The following is a 23,150-nucleotide window of genomic DNA, read 5'->3' as shown; positions in this document are numbered from 1 at the left end:
CGTCCGCGGGCCCGGTCCGTCAACCGGTCCATGAATCGGTGCTGCCGACCGCCTACGCGGCCGCGCCTGGCCCCTCAGGCGGTCCCTCCGGTCCGGCAGCAGGCGCGGCCTCAATGGCCGAGCACCTGCTGCTGGACGCCCGTGGCGAAGGAGGTGTCGCAGACGGGGCGCGAGAACCGCTGCGCGCGCGTCGGCCCGTAGCGGTCCACGGCGGCACGGCCCAGGGCGCGGGCGATCGACATGCAGTGCTGGGCGAGCGACGGACGCGCCTCCACCTCGCGCTGAAGATGCGTGAGCGCGACGCCCGGGTCCGTCGTCTGCAGCTGGGTGAGCAGCTTGTCGCGGAGAACGTCCTGCGGCGCACGGGACTTGGCGCGTACCGAGACGTGCTCGGAGGAGACGGTGAGCACGTGCGACTCGGTCGCCTGGCCCGCCCACGGGACGCTGGACACCGCGAGGGTTCCTGAGAGCACCAGGACGACAGGCAGAACGAGGGCGAGAGTGCGGCCGATTCGGCGGGCTGTGTGGGTCACGCGAGCGAGCGTAGCGGCCAGTGATGGTTTGGGGACATTCCGTCACTCGCTCGGGGGATGGTTCGAGGCTGCTTTTCGAATCGGGTGTTGACGCACCGGGGTGAAATGCCGATGTACAGCCTGGACTTGGTCGCCTGCATGAAAAAGCCGGGCTCCGCACGTCCCGTGCGGAGCCCGGCTCTGTGCCACCGAGAGCGCGTCAGTCGCTCAGACGCTCGCCCGTCGACGTCGAGAAGACGTGGATCTCGCCCGTACGCGGCACGACGTGCAGCTCGCTGCCCTTGTCCGGCACGCTGCGGCCGCCGACCCGGACGACCAGGTCCTTGTGCTCGCCGCCGACGTGGGCGGAGCCGTACACATAGCCGTCGGCGCCGAGCTCCTCGACGACGTTCACCGACACGGCGAGGCCGGCCGGCGCGTCCTTGGAGAGCGTCGCGGTCTGCGCACCGCCGTGCTCGACGACGTCGAAGTGCTCCGGGCGGACACCGACCGTCACGGTCGTGTCGCCCTTGCCGGCGGCGGCCGACAGGGCCTCGCGGGACACCGGGACGACGCTGTTGCCGAACTTCACACCGCCGTCGGTGATCGGGACCTCGACCAGGTTCATGGCCGGGGAGCCGATGAAGCCGGCGACGAAGAGGTTGGCCGGGCGGTCGTACATGTTGCGCGGCGAGTCCACCTGCTGGAGCAGACCGTCCTTGAGCACCGCCACACGGTCGCCCATGGTCATGGCCTCGACCTGGTCGTGCGTGACGTACACCGTGGTGATGCCGAGACGGCGCTGCAGCGACGCGATCTGCGTACGCGTGGAGACACGGAGCTTGGCGTCGAGGTTCGACAGCGGCTCGTCCATGAGGAAGACCTGCGGCTCGCGCACGATGGCCCGGCCCATGGCGACACGCTGACGCTGACCACCGGAGAGCGCCTTCGGCTTGCGGTCCAGGTACTCGGTGAGGTCGAGGATCTTCGCGGCCTCTTCGACCTTCTTGCGGATCTCGCTCTTGTTCACGCCCGCGATCTTGAGCGCGAAGCCCATGTTGTCGGCGACGCTCATGTGCGGGTAGAGCGCGTAGTTCTGGAACACCATGGCGATGTCCCGGTCCTTGGGCGGCAGGTGAGTGACGTCGCGCTCACCGATCCGGATGGACCCGCCGTTGACGTCTTCGAGCCCGGCGAGCATGCGCAGGGAGGTGGACTTGCCGCAGCCGGAGGGGCCGACGAGGACGAGGAACTCGCCGTCCTCGGTCTGGATGTCGAGCTGGTCGACGGCGGGCTTGTCGGAACCCGGATAGATCCGGGTCGCCTTGTCGAACGTGACAGTAGCCATGGTGAATGGCTCCCTTCACCGGCAGGAACGTGCCGGACGATCCGTTGTAGAGGGAGTGGTCCAGTCCACCCATGGGTGGACTTGCGGTGACGCTACCTGGCGATGTCGGATCTGTCAGCAGTCGGTGGCCGACGAAATTTTCAAAGGACCCCTCCCTGCTGTCCGGTCGGAACAGCACTTGAGCCCGTTCAGCGACCGTGTGACTGGTCGGTTACGCGAGGGGCAAACCTCTTGGCCGGTGATTCACGGCTCTGTGTAGAGTGGTGACGCCTTCACGCGCGGGTGACCCTGCGTGACGCTGCCTCCTTAGCTCAGTTGGCCAGAGCAACGCACTTGTAATGCGTAGGTCGTCGGTTCGAATCCGACAGGGGGCTCCACCGAACACGTGTCCCGGGCTTCTCAGGTCCGGGACACGTTCGTTTTGCGGGTGCGTATCGGCGGCAGCGGGAGCAGGGGGGCGGCCGGGGGCCGCCCGGTCCGGGGGCGTCAATGGCGGCCCGAGATCTTGTCCGCCAGTGCCGCCAGGCGATGCGTCGTAGCCGTGTGGGTGGTGGATTCGCGGCGGTCTGCCGCGCGGTAGGCCGCGTAGAGGGTGTGGACGCCCAGCCAGCGCAGGGGTTCGGGTTCCCAGTTGCGGACCTTGTGGTTCACCCAGGGAAGGGTCGTCAGGCCGGTCGGGCCGGACTGGCCGGAGTCCTGTTGGATCAGGTCACGCAGGGTACGGGCGGCGAGGTTGGCGGTGGCGACGCCGGAGCCGACGTAGCCGCCGGCCCAGCCGAGGCCGGTGGAGCGGTCGAGGGTGACGGTGGCGCACCAGTTGCGGGGGACACCGAGGACGCCGGACCAGGCGTGGGCGATGCCGGTGCCGGCGAGTTGGGGGAAGAAGCGGATGAGGATCTCGCGGAGGGCTTCGATGGTGGCGGGCTGGGTGCGGCCGTCATGGTCGGTGCGGGAGCCGTAGCGGTAGGGGACGCCCCGGCCGCCGATGGCGATGCGGTCGTCGGCGGTGCGCTGGGCGTACATGTAGGCGTGGGCCATGTCGCCGAGGGTTTCGCGTCCTGACCAGCCGATCTGGGACCAGAGGTGCTCGGGGAGGGGGTCCGTGACGATCATGGAGGAGTTCATGGGGAGCCAGGTGCGGCGGCGGCCCTTGAGCGAGGCGGTGAAGCCTTCGGTGCAGCGCAGGATGTAGGGGGCGCGGACCGTGCCGTAGGGGGTGACGGCGTGCTTGGGTCTGATCTCGGTGACCGGGGTGGACTCGTGGATGGTGACGCCGAGCGCCTCGACGGCGGCGGCGAGGCCCTTGACCAGCTTGCCGGGGTGGAGGCGGGCGCCGTGGGGAGTCCAGCTGGAGGCGACGGCGCCGGTGACGTGGATGCGTTCGGCGGTCTCGCGGGCGCCGAGGAGGAGGCGGTCCTTCTCGCCGAAGGCGATGTCGACGGAGTGGAAGGCTTTGAGCCGGGCGAGTTGGGCCGGGGTGTGGGCGATTTCGAGGACGCCGCCCTTGTGGATGTCGGCGTCGATGGCCTCCGCGTCGGCGGTGCGGATGACTTCGTCGACGGTCTCGTTCATGGCCTGTTGGAGGCGGACGGCGGCGTCGTGGCCGTGGAGGCGGGCGTAGCGGTCGCGTCCGGCGATGCCGTTGTAGAGCCAGCCGCCGTTGCGTCCGGAGGCGCCGTAGCCGCAGAACGCGGCTTCCAGGACGGTGATGTTGAGGAAGGGGACGGCCTTTTTGAGGTAGTACGCGGTCCACAGGCCGGTGTATCCGCCGCCGACGATGCAGATGTCGGCCGTGGTGTCGCCGGGCAGGGGTTCGCGAGGGGTGGGGATGCCGTCCTGTGCGTACCAGAACGATATGCCGCCGTTGACGGTGCTCATGTCGATTGCTGCTTCCCTGCCGGTGGACGCGTTCGTGTGGCGGAATTTACTGCTCCGGGCAGGGATTCGCGACGTACGGTCGCGGCCTGATCGACATTCCGATGAGCTGGTCGCCTCGCTGCTGCCGTACGGGGAGGAGTCGGGGCGGCGCTGGTGGAGGTGTTTGCGTGCCCATCGCTCGGACGCCGCCGGCACGGCAGGCGGGCGTCGGGGCAGGCTGTGCGCATGATTCGTACTGCTACGCCTGATGACGTGCCCGTGATCCACGAGATGGTGCGGGAACTCGCCCAATACGAGAAGGCTCTGCACGAGGCGAACGCGACCGAGGGGCAGTTGCGTGAGGCTCTGTTCGGGGAGCGGCCGGCCGCGTTCGCGCACATAGCGCAGACGGATGCCGGTGAGGTGGCCGGGTTCGCGTTGTGGTTCTTGAACTTCTCGACGTGGCGCGGGGTGCACGGGATCTATCTGGAGGATCTGTATGTGCGGCCGCAGTTGCGTGGTGGGGGCCATGGGAAGGCGTTGCTGACGGAGTTGGCGCGGATCTGTGTGGCGCGTGGCTACGAGCGTCTCGAGTGGTCGGTGCTGAATTGGAACGAGCCGTCGATCCGGTTCTACGAGTCGCTGGGTGCGAAGCCGCAGGACGAGTGGACGGTGTACCGGCTGACGGACGGGGCGCTGGCGACGCTGGGGTCGTAGGGCCCGGGGCCGGTGCGGGGGCGGTCTCCGGGCCCGTGGGGGTCAGGGGACGAGGACGACCTTGCCGATGGTGCCGCGGGTTTCGAGCGCGCGGTGGGCGGCGGCGGCCCGGTCGAGGGGGAAGCGGGTGACGGCGGGTCGCAGTCGGCCGGCGGCGGCTTCGGCGAGGGCGCGGGTCTCGAGTGCGCGCAGACCGCCGGCCCTGCCGAGCATGGCGGGGCCGAGGACGCTTTCCGAGGTGATGCCGCGTGCGGTGAGTTCGTCGTCGGTGAAGACGGGCGTGGCGTCCCCGAGGCCCTGGCTGGACCAGCCGAAGACGATGTGCCGTCCGCCCTTGCCGAGGAATGCGGCGGCGGTGCGGGCGGTGTCTCCGCCGACGGAGTCGTAGAGGACGGTGGCGCGGGCGTCGCCGAGGTGGGCACGGACGGTTTCGGGCCAGTCGGTGCGCAGGTAGTCGACGGCGAGGTCGGCGCCGTTCGCGAGGACGCGTGCGGTTTTGTCGGGGCCGCCGGCGAGGCCGATGACGGCGGCGCCGGCGTTCTTGGCGTATTGGACGATCAGGGTGCCGATGCCGCCGGCGGCGGCGGGGACGATGACGGTGTCGTGGGGGCCGAGGTCGGTGAACTGGAGGATGCCGAGGGCGGTGCGGCCGGTGCCGATCATGGCGACGGCCTCGGGCTCACCCAGGTCGTCGGGGATCGCGTGGAGGCGGTCGGCGTCGGTGACGGCGAGTTCGGCGTAGCCCCCGGGGTTCATGCCGAGGTGGGCGACGACGCGCTTGCCGAGCCAGGTGGCGTCGGTGCCTTCGCCGATCCGGTCGACGGTTCCGGCGACCTCGCGACCGGGCACGGTGGGCAGTTCGACGGGGGCGGTGTAGGGGCCCGGCATGCCCTGGCGCAGGGCCGCGTCGAGGAGGTGCACGCCGGCGGCGGCGACGGCGATCCGTACCTGGCCGGGACCGGGTACGGGGTCGGCGACGCTCTCGTGGGTGAGGTTCTCGGCGGGGCCGAAGGCGTGGAGGCGTACGGCGTGCATGGTGGGCTCCCTCGTTGTCGGTTTCGGGGCCCACTCTTCAACCTCAATTTTGCTTGAGGTCAAGAGGCGTCCGGGTGTCTGCGCACCGGCCGGCGCGCAGGGCGAGGGAGGCGGCTTCGAGGCCGCTGTTGAATGACACCTCGCTCAGGAGTCCGGGGGCGGCCACCTGGTCGCCGGCGAGGTAGACGCCGTCGCCCCGGTCGATGGCGGGCCGGTCGCGCCAGCTGGTGCCGGGCAGGTCGACGGCGCCGGTACGGCCGCCTGCCAGCGCCTCGCGGCGCCAGGTGGTGCGGTCGCGCCAGCCGGGGAAGCCGAGGTCGAGGAGGGCGTCGGCGTGGGCGGCGCCGTCGGCCTTGGACGCCTCGGGGCCGATGGGCAGTTGGGCCTGGATGAGCGACTGCCCCTCGGGGGCGAGGGAGGGGTCCTGGGCGGTGAAGCGCTCCAGCCAACCGGGGGCGTCGAGGTCGGAGACGACGAACGGGTCGCGGCGGCAGGTGCGCAGCGCCACGTCGACGAGCGTGGTGCGGCCGCTGGTCCAGCGCAGCGTGTCGTCGCCGAGGAGCCGTCGCGCGGCGTCGAGGGAGGTGGCGACGATGACGGGGCCGTGGCGCTCGGGCAGCTCGTCGACGCGGGAGGTGGTCTCGATGCGTACACCGAGGTCCCAGGCGCGGGCGGCCATGCGGTCGATGACCTGGCCCCAGCCGCCGCGCGGGTAGTGGGCCTCCGGTGGCAGGGCGGTGGCGCGGCGGAGCCGTTCCTGGACGAAGGCGGCGGAGAGCGAGCCGGGGTCGTGGTGGAAGAGGGCGACGCCCATGAAGTGGGCGGCGGCGCGCGCTCCGGTCTCGCCGGCGACACCGGTGGCCCAGGTCAGGAAGTCGGTGTCGACGGGCGCCTCTTCGGCGGGGCGGCGGGCGATCTTCAGCAGGGCGAGCGGGGGCATCCTGCGCAGTTCGCCGCCGCTGCGGAAGCGGAAGCGGGTGCCTTCGCGGGGCGGGAGGGCGGCCATGGGACCGAGCAGGCCGCGCTGCTTCAGCCAGGTCCGGTGGGGGCCGCGGTGGTAGAGGGCGTGCGGGCCGTCGTTGGTCCGGTAGGGGCCTTCCGCGGTGCGGGCCCGGCCGCCGAGCGTGTGGTGCGCCTCGTACAGGAGCACGCGGGCACCGGACTCGGCGGCGGTGATGGCAGCGGTGAGGCCGGCGAATCCGCCGCCGACGACCGTGATCTCCTGCATTGCTGTCTCTCCCTCGGTGGCTGGGTGCCTTCTCACCGATAGGACAGATCAGGTGCGGCGATGTGTGACATCGGGCGGGCCCGAGGGGCGCTGTCAGTGGCGCACATCACCATGAAGACCATGGCGAAGGCGCGTGGGGGCGTGGCGCGGCTCACGGGTGCGGTGATCGACGCGGCGCAACCGCTGGATCCGGCACCGGCGTTCGCGGTGCGGATCGGCGTGCGGTGGCGGAGCAGGGGGCTGTACCCCGGGGCTACTGGGCGCGGGGGAAGCGGGACTGGAGGTCCCAGATCGCGGGATTGTCGGCGAGACCCTCGTGCATGTCGGTCAGGTCGGCGATCAGGTCGTGGAGGAAGTCGCGGGCCTCGCGGCGCAGTTCGGCGTGGCTGAAGGTGAGGGGCGGCTCGTCGCCCGGCATCCAGTCCGCCTCGACGTCGACCCAGCCGAAGCGCCGCTCGAAGAGCATGCGGTCGCTGGACTCGGTGAAGTCGAGCTCGGCGTGCTGGGGCCGTGCGGCGCGGCTGCCGAGCGGGTCGCGGTCGAGCTGCTCGACGATGTCGCACAGTGCCCACGCGAAATCGAGGACCGGCACCCATCCCCAGGCTGTGGACACTTCCCGGTCCGCCTTGGTGTCGGCGAGGTACACGTCGCCGCAGAACAGGTCGTGGCGCAGCGCGTGGACGTCCGCGTGCCGGTAGTCGGTCTGCGGGGGGTCGGGGAAGCGGCGCGAGAGGGAGTAGCCGATGTCGAGCACGTAAGTGATGGTGTCATGCCTGGGAGCCCGCCTCAGCCGGTGCGGGAACGGGTCCCCGGCGGGCGCGGATCGGTTCAGGGGAAACGGATCGGTTCAGGGGAAACGGTTCCGGTGGGCGGGGATCGGTCCCTGGGGAATGGGTCTCCGGTGGGCGGGGACCGTCCGCGGGGGAACGGTTCCGGTGGGCGGGAGGATCCCCACCGAGGGCCGTGCACCCTCCGCGCCGTACGGAAAGAGGCCGGCGCTCACGGCAGAAGCCGCTGCTCCTTCGCCACCGCGACCGCGCCCGCCCGCGTGTCCACGCCGAGTTTGGCGTAGATACGGCCCAGGTGCGTCTTCACCGTCGCCTCGCTGATGAACAGCGCGCGGGCGATCTCGCGGTTGCCGAGGCCGCGGGCGAGCTGGCCCAGGATGTCCCGTTCCCGTTCGGTCAGGGTCGGCCCGGCCGCGCCCCGCATCCGGTCCATGACGCGGCCCGCGACCGGTGCGGACAGCGCGGTGCGGCCCTCGGCCGCCGCCCGGATCGCGGCGAACAGCTCCTCGGGCCGTTCCGCCTTGAGGAGGTAGCCGGTCGCTCCGGCCTCGATGGCGCGGGTGATGTCCGCGTCCGTGTCGTACGTCGTCAGCACGAGCACATGCACGTCCGGCGACGCGATGCGCCGCGTCGCCTCCACCCCGTCGATGCCCGCACCGAGCTGGAGGTCCATCAGAACCACGTCCGGTGTCAGCTTGGCGGCCATGGCCACCGCCTCCTCGCCGCTGCCCGCCTCGCCGACGACCTCGATGTCGCTCTCGCTCCCGAGCAGGGCGAGCAGCCCCGCCCGTACGACCGCGTGGTCGTCGCAGAGCAGGATCCGTACGGTCATGACACCTCCAGGGGGATCGCCGCCGAGAGCACCGTGCCCTCGTCCGGCGCCGACTCGACGGTCAGGGTGCCGCCGAGCTGCCGCACCCGCGCCCGCATCGCGGGCAGGCCGTGGCCGCGTACGCCGGGTTCGGTGTCGTACGGTGCCGAGCCGGGCGGGCTCTGGCCGGGGTCGAAGCCGCGGCCGTCGTCGGCGACGTCGAGCACGACCTGGTCGTCCAGGTACGTCAGGGTCACCGCGGCGGTGGTGGCGCCGGCGTGCTCCCGCACGTTCGCCAGTGCGCCCTGGGCGATGCGTACGAGCGCGGACTGGACGCGGTCCGGCAGTGCGACCGGTGTGCCGTCGACCCGGAAGCCCGCGGACTCGCGGGCCGCGACGGTGCGCAGCGCCTCCTCCAGGCTGCCGCCCTCGGCGAGGTCGGCGGGCGCCAGGTCGTGCACGAAGCGGCGGGCCTCGGCGAGGTTGTGCTCGGCGATCGACCCGGCGGTACGGACATGGCGGCGTGCGGCCTGCGGGTCGGTGTCCCAGGTGCGGTCGGCGGCCTGGAGGAGCATCTGCTGACTGGAGAGGCCCTGGGCGAGGGTGTCGTGGATCTCCATGGCGAGGCGCTGGCGTTCGGCGAGGGTGCCCTCCCGGCGTTCGGTGGCGGCCAGTTCGCGGCGGGTCCTGATCAGGTCCTCGATGAGGGCGCGCTGGCGGGTCACGAGGCGTTCGGCGTGGACGAACACGGCGGTGGCGATCGCGGCGACGGCGGGCGGGGCGATGACCAGGTTGGGGTCGAACCCCCCGTGCGAGAGCTGGACCTGCGCCGTGACGACGAAGACGGTGAGCAGGACGACGAGCCCGATCGCGGCCCGCATCGGCAGCGTGCGCAGGCCGGTGTAGAACAGCGGCACCGCGCACCAGGCGAAGCTGGGCGCGAGGACGACGAGCACCGTCCACACGGTGACGACGGTGAACAGCCACGGCCGCACGAACCGGCGGGGAGTGGCGCGCGGCCCGAAGACCGGCCCGAGGACGTAGAGCAGGGTCAGCGCGGCCGACAGGCCGATGATCCACGGGGAGCGGATCTCCCAGGGGTGGCGCAGCAGGTAGCGGGCGAGTGACGCGCCGAGCAGCAGGAAGAACGCGGCGTGCATGACCCGCGCCAGCCATCGGGCATCGGGGTCCTGCTCGTGCACGGCTCGCTCCTCGCGGGGTCTCACCAGGGCCGGGGCCTGGCTGTGGGCATGGGCACAGGCATCCATCGTGACCCGGGCGGACCAGGGTGGCATCAGCCGATCGGTCGACACGCCCGTCGTCCGTCGGGGGTCACAGGCGCAGCCGGACCGCGGACCGTCCGGGGCGGGTGGCGGCCGGAGGATCGATGGCAGAGCGCAATGCCGCCCCAGGGCCTCCCGGCCCCGGGGCCCCTCGAACCCCGCAACCTCTCACCCCCGGACCTCTCAAGGAGCCATCCCGTGAAGAAGACTCTCATCGGTGCCGCCACCGCCGCCGTCGTCGCCGCCGGTACGTTCGGCGCGGTCTCCGCCGGCGCGTCCACCCCGGCCGCCGAGGCGAGGGCCGCCGTCGCCGCCGACGCCTCGGACCGCAACCTGCAGCAGTCCACGCACCTGACCGTCGAGGCCGCCACGAAGGCGGCGCAGGCGACGCTGAAGGCCGCCGAGAAGGAGAACCAGCGCGTCACGGTCGCCGTCGTCGACCGCAACGGCAACACGATCGTCACCCTGCGCGGCGACGGCGCGGGCCCGCAGTCGTACGAGTCCGCCGAGAAGAAGGCGTACACCGCCGTGTCCTGGAACGCGCCGACCTCCGAGCTGGTCAAGCGCCTGGAACAGGCCCCGAACCTGAAGGACATCCCGGGCACGCTGTTCCTCGCGGGCGGTGCCCCCGTCACCGCGGGCGGCGCCCCGATCGCGGGCATCGGGGTGGCGGGTGCGCCGAGCGGCGCCCTGGACGAGAAGTTCGCGCAGGCGGGCGTCGCGGCACTGGGCAACTGACGCGAGGGCGGCGGCGACCGTGGCCGCCATCGCTACCGTCCCCGTCCCCGTCCCCGTCCCCGTCCCCGTCCCCGTCCCCGTCACCGTCACCGCGACCGCGACCGTGGCCGGGCGGCGGTCGCTGACGGAGCACCGATGGTGCCGGATACCGGCACCGTCGGCGTCGCGGACACGACCTAGGATCATGGAGTGGACGCGCGCGCACACCTCCGCCCCCTTGCCGCCCTCGTCGCTCTGGTCCTCACGGGCTGCACGGCCGGTGGCGCGGGGGTGCACGGCGAGCCCGGAGCGGCAGGGCTGCGCGACCCGTACTTCCCCAAGCTCGGCAACGGCGGCTACGACGTCCAGCACTACGACCTGACCCTTGACTACGACCCGGCCACCGGCCGCCTCGCCGGCACGGCCGAGCTCACCGCCCGTGCCACGCAGGACCTGAGCGCCTTCCACCTCGACCTGCGCGGCCTGACGGTCGAGAGCGCCACGGTGGACGGGCAGCGGGCGGCGGCGAACCGGGCCGGGGACGAACTGACCGTGCGGCCGCGCCGGGACATCGACGACGGCTCCCGCTTCGTCACGGTCATCCGCTACTCCGGCGTCCCCCAGGCCGTCAGCGACTCCGACGACGCGCGCGAGGGCTGGCTGAGGACATCGGCCGGCGCGCTCGCCGTGGGCGAGCCGTCCGGCTCCATGGCGTGGTTCCCCGGCAACCACCACCCGGCCGACAAGGCCACCTACGACATCGCGATCACCGTGCCCGAGGGTGTCGCGGCGGTCGCCAACGGCGCACGGACCGGCGAACGGACCAGCGACGGGCGCACCACCCACTCCTGGCGCTCGGCCGAGCCGATGGCGAGCTATCTGGCGACCCTCGCCGTGGGCGACCTGCGCGTGACGACGTCGCGCACGGCCGCCGGGCTGCCGGTCGTCACTGCCGTCGACCCGAAGGCGGCCGAGGCGAGCGCGGACCTTCTCGGCGAACTCCCCGACTACCTGGACTGGTGCATCGGGTACTTCGGTCCGTACCCGTTCGCCTCGGCCGGTGCGATCGTCGTGCCGAGCGAGCGGATCGGCTACGCGCTGGAGACCCAGACCAGGCCGGTCTTCCCGCTGGACCAGTTCGACGAGTTGACCCTGGTGCACGAGCTGGCGCACCAGTGGTTCGGCAACTCCGTCTCGCCCGAGTCGTGGCAGGACGTCTGGCTCAACGAGAGCTTCGCGACGTACGCGGAGTGGATGTGGCAGGAGGACTTCGAGGACGTCCCGGTCGAGGACAGCTTCGAGAAGGCGTACGAGAACGATGAGAACTGGACCTTCCCGCCCGCCGAACCGCCCGGCCCGGCGGACCTGTTCGCGTCGCCGGTGTACCAGCGCGGCGCGATGGTCCTGCACCAGGTGCGCACGGCGGTCGGTGACGACGCGTTCTTCCGGATCGTGCGCGGCTGGGCGTCGGAGCACCGCCACGGCAACGCCTCCACCGCCGACTTCACCGCGTACGCGGAGGAGGAGTCGGGCAAGGACCTCACCGGGGTGTGGGACGTATGGCTGTACGGGGACGGGCGGCCGGTCAGGCCCTGAAGGACGGACCCGGTGTACGGCGGATCGGCTGCGCGGAAGTCCGGCTGCGGGGAGGACCGGGTGTACGGCGGATCGGCTGCGGGGAGGACCGGGTGTACGGCGGACCGGTTGCGCGGAGGACGGCGTGTACGGCGGACCGCGTGTACGGAGTCCCGGGGAACGGAAAGGCCCCGGCGCCGAAGCGGCCGGGGGCCTCGTCGTTCAGGCGGTCGGATCGGTCAGAGGTTGACGCCGAAGTCGCGGGCGATGCCCTCGAGGCCCGAGGCGTAACCCTGGCCGACCGCGCGGAACTTCCACTCCGCGCCGTTGCGGTACAGCTCGCCGAAGACCATGGCGGTCTCGACGGCGGCGTCCTCGCTCAGGTCGTAGCGGGCGATCTCGGCGCCGCCGGCCTGGTTGATGATGCGGATGTACGCGTTGCGCACCTGGCCGAAGTTCTGCGCGCGCGAGACCGCGTCGTAGATGGAGACCGGGAAGACGATCTTGTCGACGTCGGCCGGCAGGCCCGCCAGGTTGACGTTGATCTGCTCGTCGTCGCCGCCGCCCTCGCCGGTGCGGTTGTCACCGGTGTGGACGATGGTCTGGTCCGGCGTCGACTTGTTGTTGAAGAAGACGAAGTGGGCGTCGGAGGCGACCTTCCCCGCGGCGTCGACCCCGATGGCGGAGGCGTCGAGGTCGAAGTCCGTGCCGGTGGTGGTGCGGACGTCCCAGCCGAGGCCGACCGTGACGGCGGTCAGGCCCGGTGCCTCCTTGGTGAGCGAGACGTTGCCGCCCTTGGACAGGCTTACTGCCATTGGGAAGTCCCCTTCGTTTCGAGTGTGCGGGCTTCGAGTCCTTGCGAAGCTACCGTCATCGGTCATAACGCGGGCAGGGGACCTGCAGGTTCCACCCACGGAAGAAAAGCCGGGAACGCCGCGAAAGCCGGGGGAACGCCGAGAGCGCGGGGAAAAGCGGATGACGGATTCCGCCGGGACGCGGGACCATGGGTGTCATGTCCGGGCCCTACATCATCCGTGGTTCGGTCTCCCTGCCGGAGGCCGAGCTCCTGTGGCGTTTCTCGCGGTCCTCGGGGCCTGGCGGCCAGCACGTCAACACCAGTGACTCGCAGGTCGAGTTGCGGTTCGACCTGGCGAAGACCGAGGCGCTGCCGCCGGTGTGGAAGGAGCGCGCACTGGAGCGACTCGCGGGCCGTCTGGTGGGCGGTGTGATCGCCGTACGCGCTTCGGAGCACCGCTCTCAGTGGCGTAACCGCGAGACGGCGGCGGTGCGGCTGGCCGCGCTGCTGGCGGAGGCGACGGCGCCTCCGCCGAGGCCGCGACGTGCGACGAAGATTCCGCGGGGCCTCAACGAGCGACGGCTGCGCCAGAAGAAGCAGCGCGCGGAGACGAAGCGGGGGCGCTCGGGCCGCGACTGGTCCTGACGGGGCGCCGCGCCTTCTCGGGGACTCGCCCTTGGGCTCCGCGCCTCAAGGTCCCCCTATGGCCTGGCGGCCGTCGGAGGTGCCCCCAGCGGGGCCCCGCGCCGGGCGTCCCCACGGCCACCCGTCCCCACGGCCACCCGCCCCCACGGCCACCCGCCCCCGCCGTCAGCTCAAGTGCCGGTAGCGTCCCTTGAAGTACGTCAGGGGTCCCGTCTCGGTGCTCGGCAGGCTCACCTTCAGGACGCGGCCGATCACCAGCGTGTGGTCGCCCGCCTCGACCCGCTGTTCCGTGCGGCACTCCAGCGTCGCGAGCGCTCCCGTGATCAGCGGTGCCCCGCACACCTCGCCCCGTTCGTACGGCAGGTCCTCGAACAGCAGCCGGTCGCTGACCCGGCCCTTCATCGCGAAGCGGCCCGCCACCTGGCGCTGGGTCTCGGAGAGCAGAGAGACGCCCCACACGGGCTGTTCCGCCAGCAGGTCGTCCATGCGGGAGTCCGTGCGCAGACTCACCATCACCAGCGGCGGGTCCAGCGAGACCGACATGAACGCCGTCGCGGTCATGCCGACGTCCTCGCCGCGCGGGCCGTCGTCGGGGTCATGGGCGGTGACCAGCACCACGCCCGCCGCCAGGCGGGACATGGCGGCGCGGAACTCCTCGTTGCTCACCCCCTCAGCATGGGGGATGGCAGGGGCCGTGGTTGCGGGGGTCGTCCGGAGCACACCCGGAACGCTAGTCTCGGCCGTCCCGCGCCCGCATCGGGCCAGGGAACCAGCCGGGGCCTAGGTCCATGGGCGGTCCCCGGGGGCGGAGCCCCGAAATGGTTTTGTGTTCAAGAAAGCGACGGTGTTTCGGTGGCGGACCCATTCGACCCTTCATCACCTGATGTGACTTGAGTCACAGAGCGCGGTATTTGTTGACCCTGTGTACCGGCGGGGCAGCTCGCTGTGATTCAGTGGCCGGGATACCGCAACAAGTACGCCGAATCAGAAGCCTGGAGTTTGCTGTCGAAGTCTCGGGGAGAGCGAGCAATGGAGACCGAGTCGGAGCCCTACGTCCGTCTTGCGACCCTGCGGCAGCTGCACCGGGTGGTCGCGGACCTCAACACGGCCCGCAGCCTGGCCGACACCCTGCAGACCGTTGCGGACGGCGTCGTGGCCGGACTCGGATACGAGCTGGCATGCGTCAATCTCGTTCGCCCCGACGGTGACCTGGTCGTCGCCGCGTTCGCCGGCAGTGCCGCCGCCGAGGCCCTGATCACCGGCCGCGTCGGCTCCCGCGAGTCCTGGGAGCGGCGGCTGTCGATGGGCGAGGCGTGGGGCGAGCTCCGTTTCATCCCGCACACCGAGGGCTGGGTCCTGATCGAGGACGACGTCCCCCAGTGGCACACCGAGGGCCCGGATCCCCGCTTCGAGGACGAGTGGCACCCCCAGGACCGGCTCTACGCGCCCATGTACGCGTCGGGCGGCGGGCGCGAGCTGCTCGGCGTGATCTCCGTGGACCGGCCGCGCAACGGGCGAAAGCCTGGCCCCTGGGGCCAGGAGGCCCTCCAGATGTACGCGTCGCAGGCCGCGATCGCGATCAGCAACGCCCGGCTGCGCGCCAACATGCAGCGCGCCCTGGTGCGCCTCGAACGCGAGCAGCAGGCACTGCGCGCCAGTGAGGAATCCTTCCGCCAGGCGTTCGAGTACGCGCCGAGCGGGATGGCCATCGCCGAGATGGGCGGCGACCAGCACGGGCGGCTGCTGCGGACGAACGACGCCCTGTGCCGGCTGCTCGGCCGGCCCGCCTCCGCGATGCGGCGCTACTCCTTCGCCGACCTCGTCCACCCCGAGGACGTCGGCACCCTGCTGCGGACGTCCGCCGAGGGCGGCCGCGCCGAGCTGAGACTGGGCCGCAGGGACGGCACGTATGTATGGGTGTCGCTGCGCAACTCGGTGGTCGCCGACACCGCCGACGGGCCGCGCTTCCTGCTCACCCATGTCGAGGACATCGAGGACCGCAAGCGCCACGAGCTCCAGCTCGCGCACCGCGCCTCGCACGACGCGCTCACCGGACTGCCGAACAGCGCCGAACTGCGGGCGCGTCTGAGCGCCCGGCTGTGCGAGCGGCCGCACGCGGCGTACGCGAGTGACATCGAGTCGCTGGACGCGGCGTACGACGGCGGCTTCGGTACGGACGGCTTCGCCTTCGGCGCGGTCGGCGGTCGGCCGTACGACCACCATGTGCACACGATCGCCCCGGACGACGAGATAGACGACGGCACCAAGGGACTCGCGGTGCTCTTCTGCGACCTGGACGGCTTCAAGTCGATCAACGACCGGTTCGGGCACCAGACCGGCGACGCGGTGCTGGTCGAGGTCGCGCGCCGGCTCACCACCGGCGTACGGGACGGGGACACGGTGGCGCGGCTCGGCGGCGACGAGTTCGTGGTGCTCGCCGACGGCCTCGGCGCGGCGGACGCCGCGGACCTGGCCGTACGTCTGCGGAACGCGATCATCCTGCCGATCCGGGTCGGCGGTCGCGGGGTCCGGGTGGGTGCGAGCTTCGGAATCGGCTGGGCGAGCTGCGGGATGTCCGTGGAGGAGGTTCTGCAATCCGCCGACCAGCGCATGTACGTGGAGAAGCGCTCCCGGGCCAAAGTGCACCGCCGGGCCGGATGAGGCGCAGACCACCCTTTGGGGTCACCGCGACCGGGTAGGCTCGCCGCGTCGGCGATGTGCTGACGAGATGGTGAGGAGTGACCGGTATGACGGCCGCGAACAACGGCGCGAGCACGCCCGAGGACGACGACCCGTTCGGCTACCTGTACGAGGACGGGCAGGCCGCGGGCGCCACCCCGCCCGGGCAGGGTCGCGGCTACGGCTACCCCGGTCCGGCCCCACAGCCGGGTGTCCCCCGGACCTCGTACAACCAGGTTCGCACGGTCGGCGAGCGCCGCCAGTACGCCCAGCCTCCCCAGCCGTTCCCGCAGCAGCAGGGGTACGGCCAGCAGCCGACCGCCGCGTACGCGGCACCGGAGACGTATCCCGGTGGCGCGCAGACCCGGCAGGGCCCGGTGGTGCCCGCGCAGGGCCGCGGCCGGGGCCCCAACACCAGGGGACTGCTCATCGGCGCGATCGCGGTCGTCGCGGTCGTCGTGATCGGCATCGGTGCGGCGCTGATGACGAGCGGCGACGACAAGAACGAGGCGGGCGGCTCCGGCGCGAGCTCGGGCCCGACGGCGGCCGACTCGGTGAAGCCGAGCGAGGAGCCGACGGAGAAGCCCGAGGAGCCGGTCGAGCTCCCGAAGCAGGACGCGGCGACGCTGAAGCTGGGCGGCCCCGCGAGCGCGGCCAACACCGTGCCGGGGGCCAAGGGCACCAACGGCGGCTATGTGATGTTCAACGGCGAGGGCGGCTCGGCGAGCTGGTCCGTCGAGGTGCCCGAGGCGGGCCCCTACACGATGTACATCACCTACAGCGTGCCGGGGAAGGACGCCAAGACCACGCTGACGATCAACAGCGGTCAGCCGCGCGAGATCAACATGGCGAACTTCGCGCACGCCGAGGAGGGCAACTGGGAGAAGGGCTGGACCAACACCTACTCCTACGTGAACCTCGAAAAGGGCAAGAACGACCTGAAGATCTCCTGCGAGCCGGGCAACCAGTGCGAGGCGTACCTCGACCAGGTCTGGCTGGAGGCCGGCCAGAAGCAGGGCTGATTCCCCGGGATCCGCACCGCGTCCCGGTCACCGCGTCACGGTGACCGGGACGCGGTGCGTTCCCGGGCGACGCGGGCGACGGGGGGTGCGTTCCCGGGCGACGCAAGCGGCTCACGGGGTCGACGCGGGCGGCTCACGGGGTGGCGGCGGTTCACCGGGCCGCGGCGATGTCCGTCGGATGCGAGCTCGTCAGGGCGAGATGTCCGACACCGCGATCTGCGGCAGGAGCTTGTCGTACGCGACGGCGTCGTACTCGCCCGCCGTCGGGGCCAGCACCGTCGCCGCCGACAGTGCGACGGCACGGGCCAGGCGCTCCGGCCAGCGGAGCCCTTCGACCAGGCCCGACAGCAGGCCGGCCACCGCCGAGTCGCCCGCGCCGGTCGGATTGCCCCTGACGGCCGTGGGTGGCGACGCCTGCCAGGTGCCGTCGGGCGTCGCCGCGACCAGCCCGTCGGGACCGAGCGAGCCGACGACCGCGTGGGCGCCGCGGCGGCGGGCGTCGCGGGTGGCGCGCAGCGGCTCGCGAGAGCCGGTGAGCTGGGCGAGCTCGTCGGCGTTGGGCTTGATCAGGTCGGGGCGGGCGGCGATGCCCCGGCGCAGGGGTTCGCCGCTGGTGTCGAGAAGGACGGGCACGCCGGCGGCCCGGGTGCGGCGGACCAGGTCGGCGTAGGCGCCGACATGGATGCCGGGCGGAAGGCTGCCGCAGAGCGCGACCGCTTCGGCGCCGGTGAGGAGGGAGTCGTAGGCGGTGAGGAACGCGGTCCATTCCTCGGGCGTGACGGTGGGGCCCGGCTCGTTGAGCTGGGTGGTGTCGCCGCTGGTGCCGTCGACCACGGCGATGGTGCGGCGGGTGGTCCCGGCGATGGTGACGAGCGCGTCACGCGGGGCGAGTGGGGCGAGCATCTCACGCAGCACGGCCCCGGTGTGCCCGCCGGCGAAGCCGGTGACGACGGTCTCGTGGCCGAGGGCGCACAGCACGCGGGCGACGTTGATCCCCTTGCCGCCGGGGCGTTCGCGCACCTCACCGACCCGGTGGGTGGCGTGCGGGGTCAGCTCGGGCACCTGGTAGGTGATGTCGACGGCGGCGTTGAGCGTGACCGTGAGGATCACTCGTCTACACCCCCGAGAGAACGCGTGTGCTGCTCGTACGGGTCCTGATCATGCCAAACAGAAGGCGGTTGGCCCAAGGCCCGGGGCCAACCGCCTGAGGCCGAGGGCGTCCCTGGTCAGCCACGACCGGCCGGGATCAGCCCCATGGGAACCACCCCCGGCCGCAACCGTCAACGGCCCCTGCCGTGGTCGGCCACGACCGGGCTGCGCACCCATTTGCCATGCCGCATCACACCCTTGAGCGCGAACTCCTCGTCCAGGACGACCAGGTCCGCGTACTTGCCCGGCTCCAGCGAGCCGACCTCGTCGTCCATGCCGAGCAGCTTCGCCGGGTTGGCCGAGATGGCGGTCACGACGTCCGCGACCGGGATGCGGTCGACGGTGACGGCCCGCCTGAACGCGGTGTCCAGGGTGAGCGTGGACCCCGCGATCGAGTCGCCGTCCACGAGCCGCGCGACCCCTTCCCTGACCTCGACCTCCAGCGGGCCGAGCTGGTAGCGGCCGTCGCCGAAGCCCGCCGCGTCCATGGCGTCGGTGATGAACGCGACGCGGCCCGCGCCGGCGCTGCGGAAGGCGAGCTCCAGGGCCGCGGGATGCAGATGGGTGCCGTCGTTGATCAGCTCGACGGTGACCCGCTCGTCCTCCAGGAGCGCGGCGATCGGGCCGGGCGCGCGGTGGCCGAGCGGGGGCATGGCGTTGAACAGGTGCGTGGCGACGGTGGCGCCGGCGTCGATGGCCTCGCGGGTCTGCTCGTACGTCGCGTCCGTGTGCCCGACGGCGGCGATGACACCGTGCTCGGCCAGCAGCCGTACGGAGTCGATGCCACCTGGCAGTTCCGTGGCGAGCGTCATCATCTTCGCGGTGCCGCGCGCGGCGTCGATCAGCTTGCGGACCTCGGCCGGGTCGGGATCGCGCAGCAGCGCCTCGCTGTGGGCGCCCTTGCGGCAGGGTGAGATGAAGGGGCCCTCGAAGTGGATGCCCGCGAGGTCGCCCTGCTCGACGAGCTCGGACAGGAAGCCGGCACGGCGCGCGAGGAAGTCCATGTCGCCGGTGACGGTGGAGGCCACGAGGGTGGTCGTGCCGTGCTGCCGGTGGGTCCTCACGCCCCGGAGCACCTCGTCGGCGGTGCCGGAGGTGAAGGAGGCGCCGCCGCCGCCGTGGTTGTGGAGGTCGACGAAGCCGGGGACGATCCAGTGCCCGGACAGGTCGAGCGCGGGGGTGTCGCCGGGCGCGGACGCGGCGATCCTCGTGCCCTCCACGGCGATCCGGCCGTTGTCCACGGTCCCGGTCGGCAGCACCACACAGGCTCCGGCGAGAACGGTGCTCGTGGTGCTTCCGGTGCTGGCGGCCATCAGGCGGTTACCTCCGTGGCGAGTAGATCCCAGGCGAGCAGTCCTGCGCCCAGGCATCCGGCGGTGTCCCCGAGGGCCGCCGGGACGATGTCGGGCAGCTGCTGGAACGTGACGCGTTCCTCCACCGCCGCCCGCAGCGGTGTGAACAACGTTTCCCCGGCCTCGGCCAGGCCGCCACCGATGATCAGTGTGCGCGGGTCCAGCAGGGTGAGCGCGGTGACGAGGCCGTCGGCGAGCGCGTCCACGGCGTCCTGCCAGACCCGCCTGGCGGCCGGGTCGCCGGAGTCGACGGCCTTGGCGCAGTCGGCGGCGTCGGCGTCCGGGTCGCCGGCGGCGTCGGCCCAGGCGCGGGAGACGGCGGAGGCCGAGGCGAGGGTCTCCAGGCAGCCGCGGCGGCCACAGCCGCACTCGGGGCCGCCGGGACGTACGACGACATGGCCGATCTCGCCCGCGCAGCCGTGCGCGCCGGCCTCGATGGTGCCGTCGATGCCGATGGCGCCGGCGATGCCCGTGCCGAGCGGGACGAACAGGAACCGGTCGGCGCCGCGGCCCGCCCCTATACGGCCCTCGGCCAAGCCGCCCGCCCGGACGTCGTGGCCGAGGGCGACGGGTACGCCGCCGAGGCGCTCGGCGAGCAGGGCGCGGAGGGGGACGTCGCGCCAGCCGAGATTGGCCGCGTAGACGGCGATGCCGTTCTCGGCGTCGACGATGCCGGGCACGGCTACTCCGGCGGCCTCGGCGGGTCGGCCGAGGTGCGCCTGTCCGTGGGCGCGGAGCTCGTCGGCGAAGTCGACGATGGACGCCACGACGGCGTCGGCCCCCCGGTCACGCCCGGTGGCGCGCCGCGCCCCGTACAGCAATGCCCCGTCCGCCCCGACCAGGGCAGCCTTCATGCCGGTGCCGCCCACATCGAGGGCGATGACGTGTCTCACCCGGACAGTGTGGCGCGTAGACCTGAAATAGGTCTAGTCCACTAGGCGGGATTGTTGCCGCGCCATACAAATCGGCTCCCCGGTCGGGCCCGCCGCACCGTCCGAGCGTTGCGAAAGCGAGACCCCAGTGGTGTAGACCTCATGGCGGTGCGTGAAAGAATCGGCGCTCATCTCGCAGGACGTCACGGGGGACCGACTGGGACGAATCGACAACGAACGACAGAGGGTGGGGGAGAGCTGTGAAGCGGCCCTTCATAGGTCTGACCGCGGCGGTGGCCGCACTCGCCATGACAGCCGCACTGAGCGGCTGCGGCACCGGTTCCGATGAGGTCACCCTCAAGCTGGTGGCCGCCGACTACGACGTCGCCGGCGGCGAGAGCAGCAAGAACTACTGGGCCGACCTCACGGCCGCCTTCGAGGCCGACAACCCCGGCATCAAGGTCGAGGTCCGGATCGAGTCCTGGAACGACGTCGACCGCAAGGTCGCCGAGATGGTCGAGGCCGGCGAGGCCCCCGACATCGCACAGATCGGCGCCTACGCCGACTACGCCGCCGCCGACAAGCTCTACTCCGCCGACCAACTGCTCTCCATCCCCGTGCAGTCCAACTTCCTCGGCCCGCTCACCGAGGCCGGCGAGCAGAAGCGCACCCAGTACGGACTGCCCTTCGTCGCCTCCACCCGGCTGCTCTTCTACAACAAGAAGCTGTTCGCCGAGGCCGGCATCGACGACGAGCCGAAGACCTGGGCCGACCTCCAGGAGGACGCCCGGAAGCTCAAGGCGGCCACCGACGTCACGTACCCCTTCGCCCTGCCGTTCGGGCCCGAGGAGGCGCAGGCGGAGACGATGATGTGGCTGCTCAGCGGCGGTGACGGCTACACCGACACGGTCGACAAGTACACGATCGACTCGCCGCAGAACGTCGAGACCCTCACGTGGCTGAAGAACAACCTCGTCGAGGAGGGCCTGACCGGTCCGGTCCCGCCCGGCAAGCTCAACCGCAAGGACGCCTTCGCCGCGTTCACCCGCGGTGAGGTCGGCATGCTCAACGGCCACCCCTCCCTGATGCAGGCCGCCGAGAAGAAGGGCATCGACGTCGGCAAGGTCGCCCTCCCGGGCCGCGACGGCGAGGCCAAGGCGTCGATGGGCGTCGCGGACTGGATCATGGGCTTCAAGGAGAACGGGCACCGCAAGGAGATCGGCAGGTTCCTCGACTTCGTCTTCACCGACAAGAACGTCCTGGACTTCGCCGACCAGAACGACCTGCTCCCCGTGACCGTCTCCGCCTCCGAGACGATGGAACTGGACCCGGCGCACAAGAACCTCAAGGCGTTCCTCCAGGAACTCCCCGGCTCGGTGCTCCCGCCGGTCGGCAAGACGTCGTGGGCAGCGGTCAGCGAGAGCATCAAGAAGAACATCGGCAAGGCCGTCGCACCGGGCGGCAGCCCCTCGACCACGCTCGGCAGGATCGCGCGCGAGGCCGAGGCGGCGGAAGCGGCGGAGTAGGGCCGCGCCGTTCGCCGGGCGGTGGGGTCCCGGGTGTCGCTGCACGGCGATAGGTTGGATCGTATGACCGACGAGCACACGCTGTCCGAGCGTGAGCGCGCCGTCCTAGGGGTGGAGCGGATGTCCTGGGCGGGTCCCGGGGCCAAGGAGCGGGCGATCAGGGAGCGGCTGGGGATGTCCCCGGTGCGCTACTACCAGCTCCTCAACGCCCTCCTCGACGACCCGCGCGCCCTCGCCCACGACCCCGTCACCGTCAACCGGCTTCGCCGTGTGAGGGACGCCAGGAGAAGTCGCCGATAAGGTCGAAGACATGGGCAGCTCCCCGTACGCACACACCCTGCCGACGCCGTCCACCCCCGCCGGCCGCGACGGTCTCGCCGCGATTCTCGATCGGCCTTCCGGTGCCGTCGTGGCCCTCGACTTCGACGGCACCCTCGCCGAGATCGTGCCCGACCCGGAGCAGGCCCGGGCCCATCCCGGTGCCGTTCCCGCGCTCGCCGCACTCGCCCCCAAGATCGCGTCCGTCGCCGTGATCACCGGCCGGCCCGCCGCGGTCGCCGTGCGCTACGGCGGGTTCGCGGGCGCCGGGGGCCTGGACCACCTCGTCGTCCTCGGCCACTACGGCGCGGAGCGCTGGGACGCCGTCAGCGGGGACGTGAGCGCCCCCGCGCTGCATCCCGGGGTCGCCGCCGCCCGCGCAGAGCTGGCCGGCTTCCTCGACGGCCGGGGCGCCGCGCGCGGTACCTGGATCGAGGAGAAGGGCGGCCGGGCCGTCGCCGTGCACACGCGCCGCGCCGAGGACCCCCAGGGTGCCTTCGACGCCCTGCGCGAGCCGCTCGCGGCGCTCGCCTCGCGCCACGGTCTGATCCTGGAGCCCGGCCGCATGGTCCTGGAGCTGCGCCCGCCGGGGGTGGACAAGGGCGTGGCGCTCGCCGAGTACGTGCGCGAGGTGGGCGCGACGGCCGTGCTCTACGCCGGGGACGACCTGGGCGACCTGCCAGCGTACGGCGCGGTGGACAAGCTGCGCTCGGACGGAGTGCCGGGGCTGCTGGTGTGCAGCGGGACCGAGGTGCCGGAGCTGGCGGGTCGCGCGGATGTGGTGGTGGCGGGTCCGGGGGCGGTGGTCGGGCTGCTGGCGGCGCTGGCGGAGCGGGTGTAGCACCCGCGGCGGGCTTTCCGCCACTCCGCCCCTTCCCGTAACCCGGGGGCTTCTCATGGGGAGGCCCACCGGACCCGTG

General features: G+C 72.0%; 22 protein-coding genes and 1 tRNA gene. 10 read left to right on the top strand and 13 right to left on the bottom strand.

Annotated elements, in window-relative coordinates; genetic code table 11:
* Window positions 1–110 precede the first annotated feature (110 nt).
* Entirely contained in the window at window positions 111–533 is a 423-nt protein-coding gene (locus J7E88_RS05750; protein WP_215177988.1) for a hypothetical protein, read from the bottom strand.
* Between the two features lie 199 nt (window positions 534–732).
* On the bottom strand, window positions 733–1,860 hold the full coding sequence (locus J7E88_RS05745; protein ID WP_215177987.1) for an ABC transporter ATP-binding protein: 1,128 nt from the start codon (window positions 1,858–1,860) through the stop codon (window positions 733–735).
* Window positions 1,861–2,160: 300 nt separating this feature from the next.
* Between J7E88_RS05745 and J7E88_RS05740 the strand changes: the two genes are divergently transcribed.
* Window positions 2,161–2,237 (top strand) — tRNA-Thr (locus J7E88_RS05740).
* Window positions 2,238–2,346: 109 nt separating this feature from the next.
* Here J7E88_RS05740 and J7E88_RS05735 read toward each other — a convergent pair.
* Entirely contained in the window at window positions 2,347–3,738 is a 1,392-nt protein-coding gene (locus tag J7E88_RS05735; RefSeq protein ID WP_215177985.1) for an FAD-binding oxidoreductase, read from the bottom strand.
* 225 nt (window positions 3,739–3,963) lie between these two features.
* On the opposite strand from J7E88_RS05735, the gene J7E88_RS05730 reads away from it, so the two are divergent.
* Window positions 3,964–4,434, top strand: coding sequence for a GNAT family N-acetyltransferase (locus tag J7E88_RS05730; RefSeq protein ID WP_215177981.1), 471 nt, complete (start codon window positions 3,964–3,966; stop codon window positions 4,432–4,434).
* 42 nt (window positions 4,435–4,476) lie between these two features.
* Here the strand turns inward: J7E88_RS05730 and J7E88_RS05725 are convergent, their stop codons facing one another.
* The 5 genes from J7E88_RS05725 to J7E88_RS05705 all read right to left on the bottom strand — a co-directional run bounded on the left by J7E88_RS05725 (window position 4,477) and on the right by J7E88_RS05705 (window position 9,456).
* The gene (locus tag J7E88_RS05725) at window positions 4,477–5,469 is read right to left on the bottom strand and encodes a zinc-binding dehydrogenase (RefSeq protein WP_215177980.1); all 993 of its coding nucleotides are present in this window, start codon (window positions 5,467–5,469) and stop codon (window positions 4,477–4,479) included.
* Between the two features lie 43 nt (window positions 5,470–5,512).
* On the bottom strand, window positions 5,513–6,697 hold the full coding sequence (locus tag J7E88_RS05720; protein WP_215177979.1) for an NAD(P)/FAD-dependent oxidoreductase: 1,185 nt from the start codon (window positions 6,695–6,697) through the stop codon (window positions 5,513–5,515).
* Between the two features lie 253 nt (window positions 6,698–6,950).
* On the bottom strand, window positions 6,951–7,451 hold the full coding sequence (locus J7E88_RS05715) for a hypothetical protein (RefSeq protein ID WP_215177977.1): 501 nt from the start codon (window positions 7,449–7,451) through the stop codon (window positions 6,951–6,953).
* Between the two features lie 245 nt (window positions 7,452–7,696).
* The gene (locus J7E88_RS05710) at window positions 7,697–8,317 is read right to left on the bottom strand and encodes a response regulator transcription factor (protein ID WP_215177975.1); all 621 of its coding nucleotides are present in this window, start codon (window positions 8,315–8,317) and stop codon (window positions 7,697–7,699) included.
* Entirely contained in the window at window positions 8,314–9,456 is a 1,143-nt protein-coding gene (locus J7E88_RS05705) for a sensor histidine kinase (RefSeq protein ID WP_251022220.1), read from the bottom strand. The genes J7E88_RS05710 and J7E88_RS05705 overlap by 4 nt, the downstream gene beginning before the upstream one ends.
* Before the next feature lie 321 nt (window positions 9,457–9,777).
* On the opposite strand from J7E88_RS05705, the gene J7E88_RS05700 reads away from it, so the two are divergent.
* Both J7E88_RS05700 and J7E88_RS05695 read left to right on the top strand, forming a co-directional pair.
* Window positions 9,778–10,317, top strand: coding sequence for a heme-binding protein (locus J7E88_RS05700; RefSeq protein WP_308307317.1), 540 nt, complete (start codon window positions 9,778–9,780; stop codon window positions 10,315–10,317).
* Window positions 10,318–10,506: 189 nt separating this feature from the next.
* Window positions 10,507–11,892 (top strand): M1 family metallopeptidase, encoded by a 1,386-nt coding sequence (locus J7E88_RS05695; protein ID WP_215177964.1) that lies wholly within the window; start codon window positions 10,507–10,509, stop codon window positions 11,890–11,892.
* A gap of 218 nt (window positions 11,893–12,110) precedes the next feature.
* On the opposite strand, the gene J7E88_RS05690 is transcribed toward J7E88_RS05695, so the two are convergent.
* Window positions 12,111–12,686 carry a TerD family protein gene (locus tag J7E88_RS05690; protein WP_215177963.1) on the bottom strand — a complete coding sequence of 192 codons (576 nt, stop codon included), beginning with the start codon at window positions 12,684–12,686 and terminating at the stop codon, window positions 12,111–12,113.
* A 188-nt stretch (window positions 12,687–12,874) separates the two neighbouring features.
* Here J7E88_RS05690 and arfB point away from each other — a divergent pair, with 188 nt between their 5' ends.
* Window positions 12,875–13,312 carry an alternative ribosome rescue aminoacyl-tRNA hydrolase ArfB gene (arfB, locus tag J7E88_RS05685; protein WP_215177962.1) on the top strand — a complete coding sequence of 146 codons (438 nt, stop codon included), beginning with the start codon at window positions 12,875–12,877 and terminating at the stop codon, window positions 13,310–13,312.
* A gap of 165 nt (window positions 13,313–13,477) precedes the next feature.
* Here the strand turns inward: arfB and J7E88_RS05680 are convergent, their stop codons facing one another.
* The gene (locus J7E88_RS05680) at window positions 13,478–13,978 is read right to left on the bottom strand and encodes a flavin reductase family protein (protein ID WP_215177960.1); all 501 of its coding nucleotides are present in this window, start codon (window positions 13,976–13,978) and stop codon (window positions 13,478–13,480) included.
* 363 nt (window positions 13,979–14,341) lie between these two features.
* Here J7E88_RS05680 and cdgB point away from each other — a divergent pair, with 363 nt between their 5' ends.
* Window positions 14,342–15,973 (top strand): diguanylate cyclase CdgB, encoded by a 1,632-nt coding sequence (cdgB, locus tag J7E88_RS05675; RefSeq protein ID WP_215177952.1) that lies wholly within the window; start codon window positions 14,342–14,344, stop codon window positions 15,971–15,973.
* Between the two features lie 86 nt (window positions 15,974–16,059).
* The gene (locus J7E88_RS05670; protein ID WP_215177949.1) at window positions 16,060–17,013 is read left to right on the top strand and encodes a carbohydrate-binding protein; all 954 of its coding nucleotides are present in this window, start codon (window positions 16,060–16,062) and stop codon (window positions 17,011–17,013) included.
* Window positions 17,014–17,202: 189 nt separating this feature from the next.
* Here the strand turns inward: J7E88_RS05670 and J7E88_RS05665 are convergent, their stop codons facing one another.
* The 3 genes from J7E88_RS05665 to J7E88_RS05655 form a co-directional block, all read right to left on the bottom strand.
* The gene (locus J7E88_RS05665) at window positions 17,203–18,123 is read right to left on the bottom strand and encodes a 1-phosphofructokinase family hexose kinase (protein WP_215177947.1); all 921 of its coding nucleotides are present in this window, start codon (window positions 18,121–18,123) and stop codon (window positions 17,203–17,205) included.
* A 170-nt stretch (window positions 18,124–18,293) separates the two neighbouring features.
* On the bottom strand, window positions 18,294–19,475 hold the full coding sequence (nagA, locus tag J7E88_RS05660; RefSeq protein WP_215177946.1) for an N-acetylglucosamine-6-phosphate deacetylase: 1,182 nt from the start codon (window positions 19,473–19,475) through the stop codon (window positions 18,294–18,296).
* Window positions 19,475–20,407 (bottom strand): ROK family protein, encoded by a 933-nt coding sequence (locus tag J7E88_RS05655; protein WP_215177942.1) that lies wholly within the window; start codon window positions 20,405–20,407, stop codon window positions 19,475–19,477. The genes nagA and J7E88_RS05655 overlap by 1 nt, the downstream gene beginning before the upstream one ends.
* A 287-nt stretch (window positions 20,408–20,694) precedes the next feature.
* Between J7E88_RS05655 and J7E88_RS05650 the strand changes: the two genes are divergently transcribed.
* The 3 genes from J7E88_RS05650 to otsB all read left to right on the top strand — a co-directional run bounded on the left by J7E88_RS05650 (window position 20,695) and on the right by otsB (window position 23,071).
* Window positions 20,695–21,912, top strand: coding sequence for an extracellular solute-binding protein (locus J7E88_RS05650; protein WP_215178193.1), 1,218 nt, complete (start codon window positions 20,695–20,697; stop codon window positions 21,910–21,912).
* Window positions 21,913–21,975: 63 nt separating this feature from the next.
* Complete coding sequence (locus tag J7E88_RS05645) at window positions 21,976–22,212, top strand: DUF3263 domain-containing protein (RefSeq protein ID WP_215177941.1); 237 nt, start codon at window positions 21,976–21,978, stop codon at window positions 22,210–22,212.
* Between the two features lie 10 nt (window positions 22,213–22,222).
* Complete coding sequence (otsB, locus tag J7E88_RS05640; protein ID WP_215177937.1) at window positions 22,223–23,071, top strand: trehalose-phosphatase; 849 nt, start codon at window positions 22,223–22,225, stop codon at window positions 23,069–23,071.
* The last annotated feature ends 79 nt before the right edge of the window (window positions 23,072–23,150 follow it).

The sequence above is a fragment of the Streptomyces sp. ISL-10 genome (assembly GCF_018614575.1).
Classification (GTDB): domain Bacteria; phylum Actinomycetota; class Actinomycetes; order Streptomycetales; family Streptomycetaceae; genus Streptomyces.
Note: the sequence above shows the minus strand (reverse complement) of the source record. Positions and strands in the feature narration are given on the sequence as shown.

Bases quoted from the DNA above. Each gene is read 5' to 3' on its own strand.
- J7E88_RS05645 (WP_215177941.1), top strand. From the start codon at position 21,976: ATGACCGACGAGCACACGCTGTCCGAGCGTGAGCGCGCCGTCCTAGGG.
- J7E88_RS05650 (WP_215178193.1), top strand. From the start codon at position 20,695: ATGACAGCCGCACTGAGCGGCTGCGGCACCGGTTCCGATGAGGTCACC.
- J7E88_RS05745 (WP_215177987.1), bottom strand. From the start codon at position 1,860: ATGGCTACTGTCACGTTCGACAAGGCGACCCGGATCTATCCGGGTTCC.
- otsB (WP_215177937.1), top strand. From the start codon at position 22,223: ATGGGCAGCTCCCCGTACGCACACACCCTGCCGACGCCGTCCACCCCC.
- J7E88_RS05690 (WP_215177963.1), bottom strand. From the start codon at position 12,686: ATGGCAGTAAGCCTGTCCAAGGGCGGCAACGTCTCGCTCACCAAGGAG.
- cdgB (WP_215177952.1), top strand. From the start codon at position 14,342: ATGGAGACCGAGTCGGAGCCCTACGTCCGTCTTGCGACCCTGCGGCAG.
- arfB (WP_215177962.1), top strand. From the start codon at position 12,875: ATGGGTGTCATGTCCGGGCCCTACATCATCCGTGGTTCGGTCTCCCTG.
- J7E88_RS05725 (WP_215177980.1), bottom strand. From the start codon at position 5,469: ATGCACGCCGTACGCCTCCACGCCTTCGGCCCCGCCGAGAACCTCACC.
- J7E88_RS05720 (WP_215177979.1), bottom strand. From the start codon at position 6,697: ATGCAGGAGATCACGGTCGTCGGCGGCGGATTCGCCGGCCTCACCGCT.
- nagA (WP_215177946.1), bottom strand. From the start codon at position 19,475: ATGGCCGCCAGCACCGGAAGCACCACGAGCACCGTTCTCGCCGGAGCC.
- J7E88_RS05735 (WP_215177985.1), bottom strand. From the start codon at position 3,738: ATGAGCACCGTCAACGGCGGCATATCGTTCTGGTACGCACAGGACGGC.
- J7E88_RS05705 (WP_251022220.1), bottom strand. From the start codon at position 9,456: ATGCACGCCGCGTTCTTCCTGCTGCTCGGCGCGTCACTCGCCCGCTAC.
- J7E88_RS05730 (WP_215177981.1), top strand. From the start codon at position 3,964: ATGATTCGTACTGCTACGCCTGATGACGTGCCCGTGATCCACGAGATG.
- J7E88_RS05710 (WP_215177975.1), bottom strand. From the start codon at position 8,317: ATGACCGTACGGATCCTGCTCTGCGACGACCACGCGGTCGTACGGGCG.
- J7E88_RS05670 (WP_215177949.1), top strand. From the start codon at position 16,060: ATGACGGCCGCGAACAACGGCGCGAGCACGCCCGAGGACGACGACCCG.